The following is an 8,668-nucleotide window of genomic DNA, read 5'->3' on the forward strand; positions in this document are numbered from 1 at the left end:
TGCGGTCGTTGTCACGCGCCAGCACATCAAAGTGGTCCAGCGCCCAGTTGAACTCGGTCAGCTGTGGCCAGCGGAAATTCGCGCAGGCGGCGGCGTGGTCGTCACGGTGCGCGAGCAGGGTGTCGCGGGCTGCCCAGAAGGTTTGCGTCGCCGGGTTCGCTTGTTGGGTTTGACTCATAGGTAGGCCCCAGCGGGGGCTCAGTCGATGATGAGGACAGAATCATAGATCTGTCGTCGATAGACTCATTTTGTCGACAAGATAGCCGCACATCAGCTCACCTTTCCGCCGAGTTCCGCGTGCGTACTACACCCTGTGGTTGGCCAGCTCGAAGCGCATCGCGAGCGGTCGCCTGAACGGGCCCCGCTAGCGACTCATCTTGATGTCTTTGAACACCTGCTCGTAGTGGCGCCGGTCGTCGGCGAGCGATCGGCGGAAGGCCGCCGGGTTTTCGTAGCGGACACCCAAGCCGCTGGCCGCCATCCTGGCCACAAAGTCTGGCGCGTTCAGCGTCTTGTCCAGCGCCTGCTCGAGCCGGCGCACCTCGGCCGGCGGCGTGCCCGCTGGGGCGAAGAGCCCCAGCCAACTGGTGAGCATAAAGCGGGGCATGGTTCTGCGCAGGATGGGCAAGGTACCGAAGGGCGCCTCCGAGCGGCTCTCCGCGGTCGTCGCAAGGGGCATGACCTTGCTATTGCCAAGTTGCGACGAGGCGGAATTGGACATGTCGAACATGATGTCGATGTGCCCCCCCATCAGGTCCTGAAGCGCAGGCGCGTTGCCTTTGTAGGGGACGAAGGTCACAGGCAGCTGGCCGTACTGCATCAGCATCCGGCACGCGATAGAGGGCGCACCGCCACCGCCCCCACAGCTCACGCCGCCTGGCTTGCTGCGGGCCCAGGTGACGAATTCATCCAGGTTGGCAGGTGATCGCCCACCACTCATCAAAAGCACCAAGCTGTACTCGGTGACCTTGGCCACAGGCTCCAAGGCAGAGAGCGGATCGAAGTCCAGCGAGGTGATGAGGTGGTTGTAGACCACAGTCGGGTTCGCCAGCAAGAGGGTGCTGCCATCGGGCTTGGCCTGGGCCACGAACTGGATGGCAATGTTGGCATCGGCGCCCGGCTTGTTGTCTACCAGCACCCTGTGCCCGAGCTCGGTCGTCAAGCGCTCGGCCAGCATGCGTGCGACCCCATCGGCCCCCGCCCCGGGCGGAAAGGGCACCACCAGGGAGAGCGTTCTGCGGGCGGTCGCTGCCGCGGCGGCTGGCTCTTGGGCCTGTGCGTCCGAGGCCAGAAAAATCCCGGCGCCAGACCCCAGCACGGACAGCACGAACACCGCGTGGGCCGCGAGGCGCTTGCATATACGTTGCATGGCGATCAGCCTTTCTTTCGGAGCGAATGCACCGCCGCGGCTGCATTCATGAGGCCTGGCAATTCGGTGCGCACGAGCTTGCCATTGGGGTTGCGGGGCAAGGCCTCGCAAAAGAAATAGTCGGCCGGCGTCTTCTCTGCCAGCTTGCGAGATTGGCACAGGGCAAGAAATTGCTCGTGCGTGATCTGTGCGCTCGACTCCGACACGAGGGCGGCCACCAGCTTCTTGCCCAATTGCGGGTCTGGCACGGTGAACACCGCGCTTTCCTTGATCAGAGGATGGCTGTCGAGGGCGTTCTCCACCTGCTCGGGGAACATCTTGATCCCGGCAATGTTGATGCGGTCATCAGACCGCCCCTCGATCAGCAGCATGCCCTGGGCCGACAGGCGGCCCAGGTCGCTGGTGTAGAACCAGCCGCCCTTGAATTTTTGCGTCGAGCGCGCCTCGTCGAGGTGGTAGCCGGCTGGCATCAGCGGCACCTTGACCCGGATCTCGCCAAGCTCACCGGGCCCGAGCACACGGTCTTGCTCGTCGACAATTTCAATCTGCACGCCCGGCAGGGCGGTGCCACAGTAGCCGGGGTGGTCCTGCAGCATCTGCGCGCTGGCTACGGTGATCACACCCGTCTCGCTGGTTCCATAAGGCAGCAGGACATGGGGCGTGAGCCGGGTTCGCGCGAGCGCGTGCAGGTGCTCTGACAAGGCGCCGCCCACGATGCGCAGCTGGCGCAGCGACGGGAAGGCCAATCCCGCAGGCGGTGCTCCCGCTGCCAAAGACTTGATGCCCGAGGGGACCATTGAGGCATGGGTCACGCCGTAAAGCCGGATCGTTTCTGCAAAGCTGCCCGCAGCGCCCTTGTTCGGAGAGAACACCACCACGCCGCCCGCCAGCATGGCGGCAAAGGCCAGGATGTTGCCCAGCGTGAGGTGCAGGCTGCCCACCAGCAAGCGGGTGGCAGGGTCGAAACCGACCGCTGTGCGCTCCAGGCGACTGAGCCAGTTCGCGTGGGTGTACGCGACCGAGCTGGGTTCGCCCGTGGTGCCGGAGGTCAAGGAAATGCGACCCAGGCTCGAGGGGTCGGGCTGGCTCGGCAGCGGCTTGTCGGCGAAGCCGGCCTGACCGGCGGCCAGTACCTGGTCGACCTGGAGAAAGGTCATGCCGGCATTGGGCGGAACGCGCGCCGGCAAGACCTGCACCAGCACATGGCGTGCGCCATAGCGGCTGATCAGGCGGCGGCGGGCCATGGGCGCAGAGCGAGGATGCAGGGGCAGCGAGGCCGCGCCCAAACGCGTGATCGCCAACAGGCTCATCAAATGCAGCGGGGTATTGGCCAGTCCAACGCCCACCACGTCACCGGCCTTGATGCCCTGGGCGGCCAGGCCAGCTGCGAGTCCGTCGACCTGGGCCTGGAAGGTGCGGCGCGTGAGCAGCTTGCCCTCGAAAATGATCGCGGAGGCGTTGGGGTCTGCGGCTACCAGCGCTTCGAATTTTTGATTCAGGTTCATGCCGCAGACCCTTCGGTCCCGGCTGCCGCAGCAGCAGGCGGCGCCAGCATGGCCTTGGCCTTTTCGAGGTTCTCGCGCCAGGTGGGTTGCTGCCCGCCCATCTGGAGGGAGCGCTCCATGGCCTCGACCGCGTCTTTGTAGCGCTTCTGCGAATACAGGGCGGCACCACGGAAATGGTGGGCGGCCGCATGGCCGGGCCGGGCGGCAATGAGTTGCTCGAAACAGGCCTGGGCCTCAGCCGGCTTGCCTTCCTGGAGCAGGGCGATGCCCCTGGGGAACAGGCCTGCCTCCAACTTGGGCAGCGGCAAGGACACCGGCTGGGGCGGGGTTTCCGCGAGCGCCAGGTTCAGTGGCTCCAGGTGGGACTCGTAGCGTTTCCACTTGGCCTTCGAGGTGGTGTAGACCGGCTGGCGAACCTGCCAGACGCTGGCAGTCCGCACCGAGCGGTCGAGCTCTTGGAAATTGAGCACGCCCTCCTCCCACGGCAGGTCGAGGTAGCCAATGATCTTGCGCGCCCAGCCCTCCACGTCCTCCACCAGGCTGTCGTAGTCCACCTCGAGGATCTGGTCTGGGAACACCGCATGCCAGTGGCGCATCAGGCGCTCGTGGTCCACCAGTTGCTCGCCGATCCAAGACAGGTCGTAGGCAAAGCCCATGCCGCCAAACTTGGCTGCGTAGTCGATGAAGAAGTTCGACATCGCCACGTCGCGCGAATCGCGCTTCATGTGCAGGATCTTGGCGCTCGGAAAAACCAGCTTGATGAGGCCGATGTGCTCGAAGTTATGCGGCAACTTGTCAACGATGCGCTGGGCCTGCGGGTTATGCGAGCGCAATTCCTCCAGGTGCTTTTCGGCGAAGCGCCGTGATTCCTCCTGGCTCATGTCGTCCACGCACTCGGGGTACTCCCGCCGCGTCCCCAGGCGGCGCTCCCAGGCACTGAGCTTCTGGATCAAGTCTGGCACCAGCGAGAGCTCGCCCGCACCATGCACCTGGCTGTGACTGCCCAGAATCTGCTCCACCAAGGTGGTGCCCGAGCGCGGCATGCCCAACACGAACACCGGCACCTGGCTCGGGTCGCCCCAGCCGGCGCGGCTCGTCATGAAGTCTCGGGAGAAACGGGCCATCTCACGCTCGACCCGTTGGCGGTGCACCTCCGGGCGATAGGACAGCAGCGACTTGGAGGCCTGATTGGCATCCTCCGCGAACTTCCAGGCCTTGTCGTAGTCCTTCTTCTTTTCGCTCGCCGAGGCCAGACCGAACAGCAGATGCGTCTGCACAGGCCCCTGCAAGTTGGGCTGGTAGGCCGCTCGCTCCATCTGGTCCAGAACGGCCGGATCGTCCGGCACCTCGCGTGCTTGAATGAGTTGGTTCCAGCCCTGCACCGGCGCGATCTCGCGCACTTTTTCATAGCAGCTGATGGCCTCGTCAACCCGGCCGCGCTGCATCAGCAACTGGCCCAGGCCGCTGAGGGCCGGCACACAGCGTGGCGCCACTTCGATGGCCTGGCGGTAGCTGGCCTCGGCCTCGGCGTGAAGGTCTTCCTCCACTTGCACCTGGGCATGGGCGGCCAGCGCCAGAGCGCGTGGCATGCCCTCCAGGGTGGCGGTCAGCGCCAGGGCCTTGTCGGCCGCTTCGCGCGCAGGCGCGGCGCCGAGGCGGCGGCCTGCCATCATGGCCCGGCGCCGCCATAGGGCATGCGACTCCGGACGTAGCTTGAGCGCACGCTCCAGGAAGAAATCCGCCTCGCCAAAGCGCCCACGCACCGAGGCAAGCTCGGCCGCCATTTCCAGCAAGGCCACGTTCTCCGGCTCACGATCGATCGCTTCACGCAAGGCGTGCCAAGCCTGGTCATGGTCGCCCTGGGCGGCGAGTTTGCTCACCAGGTTCTCCACCGCGCCGCGTTGGCCGGCGTTCACCGCTTGGCGCAACAGCGCCACCGCCTCCTCCTTGCGCCCCAGACGCTCCAGCACGTCGGCACGCAAAGCGGCGTAAATCTCGGGCTCCTTGTCTTCCAGCGGCGCCGCCTGGTCCAAGGCCTCCAGCGCCTGCTCAAACTGACCCTGCACCTGGTGCGCGCGGGCGAGGTTGAGCCAGGCCCCACCGGACTTGGGCATCAACTCCACCGACCGCGCCAGATAGGGCTCGGCCTCCTCCACCCGGCCAGCGGCCAGCAGACATGCGCCCAGGCGGGCCAGCGCCAGCGGGTGGTCTCCGTTTTTGTCCAGGGCGGCCTTCAGGTAGCGGATCCCCTGCCCCAATTCGCCCATGCGAAACCAGGCGCTGCCGGTGGTGATCATCAGATCGATCGGCCCCATCTGCCCAGGAGCCGGAAGGCTCTCCAGCAGGGGGCGGGCATCGTCTGCGCGTCCCTGCAGGGCCATGGCCAGGCCCATCAGGGCCTTGGAGGGCTGCTGGGCGGCGGGGACCTGGATCAGGCGCTCCAGCAGGGGGAGCGCCTTGTCGATCTGGTCGGACTGAACCATCTGGCTGATCGCCATCAATTGCTGGTCCAGCGACATGGGCTTGCCCGAGAGTTTCTGGTTCATCGCGAAAAAGGAAGGAACGACAGTGAAGGGGTCACCGCTCGGAGAGCGGGTGAATCTGATTGCCAGTCAAAGGCTCGAGCAAGAGGGCCATCACCGAGCGCTGGCCGGTCAGGATGGCGGCCGTCACCTGCACACCGGGCCGCATCTCATAGACCTCGGTGCCGCGCTTGAAGTAGGGCACCTCGGGCGCGAGCCGGACCACGTAGTAGGTGGCGCCCGATTTCTCGTCGGCCGCCGCGTCTGGGCTGATGTGGACCACCTTGGCCTGCACCGTGGAAAAGCCGCTGCCGCCGGAGGTGATCGACAGCCTGGCCGGCGCGCCCATGCCCACATAGCCAACCTCCGAGATCGGCAGCTTGGCCTCGATCAGAAAGGTGTCGCCCAAGGGCACCAGCGTGGCCAGGGTGCCCCCCGGCGAGACCACCGCGCCCTTGTTCTTGAAGAAGATGGTCATCACGTTGCCATCCACCGGGCTACGCACCACCGTGCGGTCCTGTGAGTCGGCTGGCTTCTTGCTGCGCTCACGCAGGGAGGTGAGTTCGAGGTTGGTGTCTTGCAGCTCTTTGCGCAGGTTCACATCCTCTTCGTACTTGAAGGCAGCGAGGGCCGAGTTCGCCTCGTCGAGCGCGGTCATCGCGCGCTTCTCGCTCGCGACCGTCGAGTTCAGGTCCGCATCGATCTGCGCCTGCTCTTTCTTGAGCGTCAAATGCTCGTATTCATTGGTCAGGCTGCGTTTGAGCATCTCCTCGCTGATCTTGACCTGCTGGGCCACCATCTTGCTGCGGTTACGCAGACCGGCGAGGCGCTCGCGCGCCTCCTGAATCTCCGCCTGGCGCTGGGCGATCTTGGAGGCGTTGGTCTGCAAGATGGCGTTGTAGCGGTCGCGGTAGGAAGCGAAGGACGAGCGGGCATCCTTAGCGATCTCCGGGTAGCCGCGCTCGAGATTGGCCGGCAGCTGCAGGGCGGGGGCACGGGCCAGGGAAGCACTGATGCGCAGGGCCTTGGCCTCCATGCTGGCGGTGCGTCCGCTGAAGTCGGACACATCCGAGTTGGCCGCGACGGCCTCAAGCTCGGCGATGACCTGCCCGGCCTTGACCTGCTGACCTTCGGACACATTGATGGTCCGGATGATGCCGCCCTCCAGGTGCTGAATCTTCTTGAGCTGGCCCGAGGGAATCACCTGGCCCTGGGCGTAGCTGGCCACGTCCAGGGGAAAGACCGACGCCCACACCAAGAACACCACCACCGTGAGGGAAATCCACCAGAGGAGCGGGTTCGGGCCGAAGAAGCGCCCCAGCGCGGCGAAAGGCCGGCCCAGCCCGCTCGGGACCGCCCGGGGCTCCACTTCTTGCGGTTGCGTGCTCATGCCTGACCTCCGGCTACCGCCGGCGTGCGGGGGGGGCGAACCACCGCAGGCACCGGCTTCTTGGACATGTCCACCACCACGTCGGCTGCCTTGATGATGAAGCCTTCATTGCTGGCGACGACCAGCGTCTTGCCAGCCTTCAGCAGCTGATTGAGCAGTTTGGCCACCGCCGCCTGGCCGGCCGTATCGAGGCCTTCGGTCGGGTCATCCATGAACACGACCTTGGGGTCGCCCAGCACCGCCCGCAGCAAAATGAAACGCCGACGCAGGCCCATGGCCATCGTCGATTCACTGCTGGACATCACCCGGTCCAGCCCCTTGGGGTCGCTGGCCAGGAAACTGTCGAGGCCCAACTCGCGGATCGCCTCGATCAGCTCGGCGTCATCGATGTCGCGGTCCAGCAGCAGGTTCTCGCGCAGGGTGCCGTCGAAGAACACCGCCTCTTGGGGTGCGTAGCCGATGCGCGCACGCCACCAATCTGGCGCCAACTGGCGTAGCTCGATCGCATCGGCGCGCACCAGGCCGCGGCGAGGCGAGAGCAGGCCCAGCATCATCTTGACCAGCGTGGACTTGCCCGAGCCGTTGGGGCCGGTGATCGCCAGCACTTCGCCAGGGGCCAGGTTGACATTGAGCTGCTCGAACAGCGGGACGGGCTGCTCGGCGTACGAGAAGGCCACGTCCATCAGCTCGAGCTGCCCGCCGAGCTGGCGGGGCTCGGCGCCCCCACTCTCCTCGGCCGGCAAGGCCTCGATCTGTGCGAGGGCGGCCTGGGCGCGCTCGGCGCGCAAAATCGGGTCAGCCAGGTAGGCGGCGCGGCTGCACACGGCGAACGCGCGGCTCACGAGAATGTTGGCGCCAATCAGGGCGCCGGTGGTGATGATCCCCTGCACCGCCAACACCGCGCCGACGGCGTAGACAAACACCGTGAGCAATTGCCCCACGCCAGCGATGGACGTCTGCAGGCTCGACTGGATGTTCATCCCGTCGCGGCGTGTGCCCAGGCTGGCCTGCTGGATCTCACGCCAGCGCCGCTCCAGCGGCCGGGCCAGGGGCAGCGCCCGCAGCGCCTCGCCGGCGGACAGCAGAAATTGTCCGAGCTGCTGCGCGCGCGAGTTGGCCTTGGCATGCTCGTCTGCCGACACCCGTTGCCCTCGCTCGCCCCGAATGCCCATCCAGAGGGTGATCATGCAACCCAGTGCGGCGATCACGCCGAAGGGCCAGTACAAAAGCGTCGCGGCAACCAGAAAGATAAAGACGAAGGGCAGGTCCAGGATGGAGCCGAGGTTGATGCTGCTGGAAAGTTGCTGCATGACCGCGGGCGCGCCCAAGGCCTCACGCCGCAAGGGAAGCGGGGTCTGTGCCATGGCCTCGTAGCGGCTGGTGCTGAAGGCCCGGTAGACGCGGTCGCTGGCCGACTGGTCCCACTCGTCGGCAATGCCACTGAGCACCCGCTGGCGAACCCGGCGCAGTGTCAACTCAAGGGCAATGGCCACCAGCACGCCAACTGTCAAAGTGACCAGGGTCGGGGTGAGCCCGATGGTCACATAGCGATTGAGCAGGTGAATGCTGTAGAAGGACGACCCCAGAGCCAGCACATTGATGGCCAATGTCGACACCATGAGATCTGCAGCACGGGGGTGGGTCCGCAATTGGCTGATCAACTGCTTCAGCATGGCGGCGTGTTCCTTTGATTCCTCATTCGAAAAAGAGCTCTCACCTGGCGGCCTCGGACATCGGCCAGGGAAAATGAGGCATTACTTATGAATGCTATGTCGCAAGCTCTGCCGAACCCAAAAATTCCCAAATCAAATTGGTAACTATTTGTGTAATAACTACTTATAGTTATTCGGTTCATTTCAATCGGCTCTCCGCCTGAAACCAA

Annotated in this window: 5 protein-coding genes; all 5 read right to left on the reverse strand. The window is 65.3% G+C overall.

Translation table 11 applies throughout. From position 1 onward, the window contains the following. Positions 1 to 364 precede the first annotated feature (364 nt). The 5 genes from QE494_RS16950 to QE494_RS16970 are packed head-to-tail and all read right to left on the reverse strand — an operon-like array spanning position 365 to position 8,459. Complete coding sequence (locus QE494_RS16950) at positions 365 to 1,369, reverse strand: tripartite tricarboxylate transporter substrate binding protein (RefSeq protein WP_300045295.1); 1,005 nt, start codon at positions 1,367 to 1,369, stop codon at positions 365 to 367. Positions 1,370 to 1,374: 5 nt separating this feature from the next. Next, positions 1,375 to 2,874, reverse strand: a complete 1,500-nt coding sequence (locus tag QE494_RS16955) for a class I adenylate-forming enzyme family protein (RefSeq protein ID WP_300045297.1) — start codon at positions 2,872 to 2,874, stop codon at positions 1,375 to 1,377. Next, complete coding sequence (locus QE494_RS16960) at positions 2,871 to 5,420, reverse strand: sulfotransferase (protein WP_300045299.1); 2,550 nt, start codon at positions 5,418 to 5,420, stop codon at positions 2,871 to 2,873. The genes QE494_RS16955 and QE494_RS16960 overlap by 4 nt, the downstream gene beginning before the upstream one ends. Before the next feature lie 31 nt (positions 5,421 to 5,451). Continuing rightward, positions 5,452 to 6,786, reverse strand: a complete 1,335-nt coding sequence (locus tag QE494_RS16965; protein WP_300045301.1) for an HlyD family type I secretion periplasmic adaptor subunit — start codon at positions 6,784 to 6,786, stop codon at positions 5,452 to 5,454. Beyond that, on the reverse strand, positions 6,783 to 8,459 hold the full coding sequence (locus QE494_RS16970; RefSeq protein ID WP_300045303.1) for an ATP-binding cassette domain-containing protein: 1,677 nt from the start codon (positions 8,457 to 8,459) through the stop codon (positions 6,783 to 6,785). The genes QE494_RS16965 and QE494_RS16970 overlap by 4 nt, the downstream gene beginning before the upstream one ends. Between the last annotated feature and the right edge of the window lie 209 nt (positions 8,460 to 8,668).

The sequence above is a fragment of the Ramlibacter sp. genome (assembly GCF_029866045.1).
GTDB lineage: Bacteria > Pseudomonadota > Gammaproteobacteria > Burkholderiales > Burkholderiaceae_C > Ramlibacter.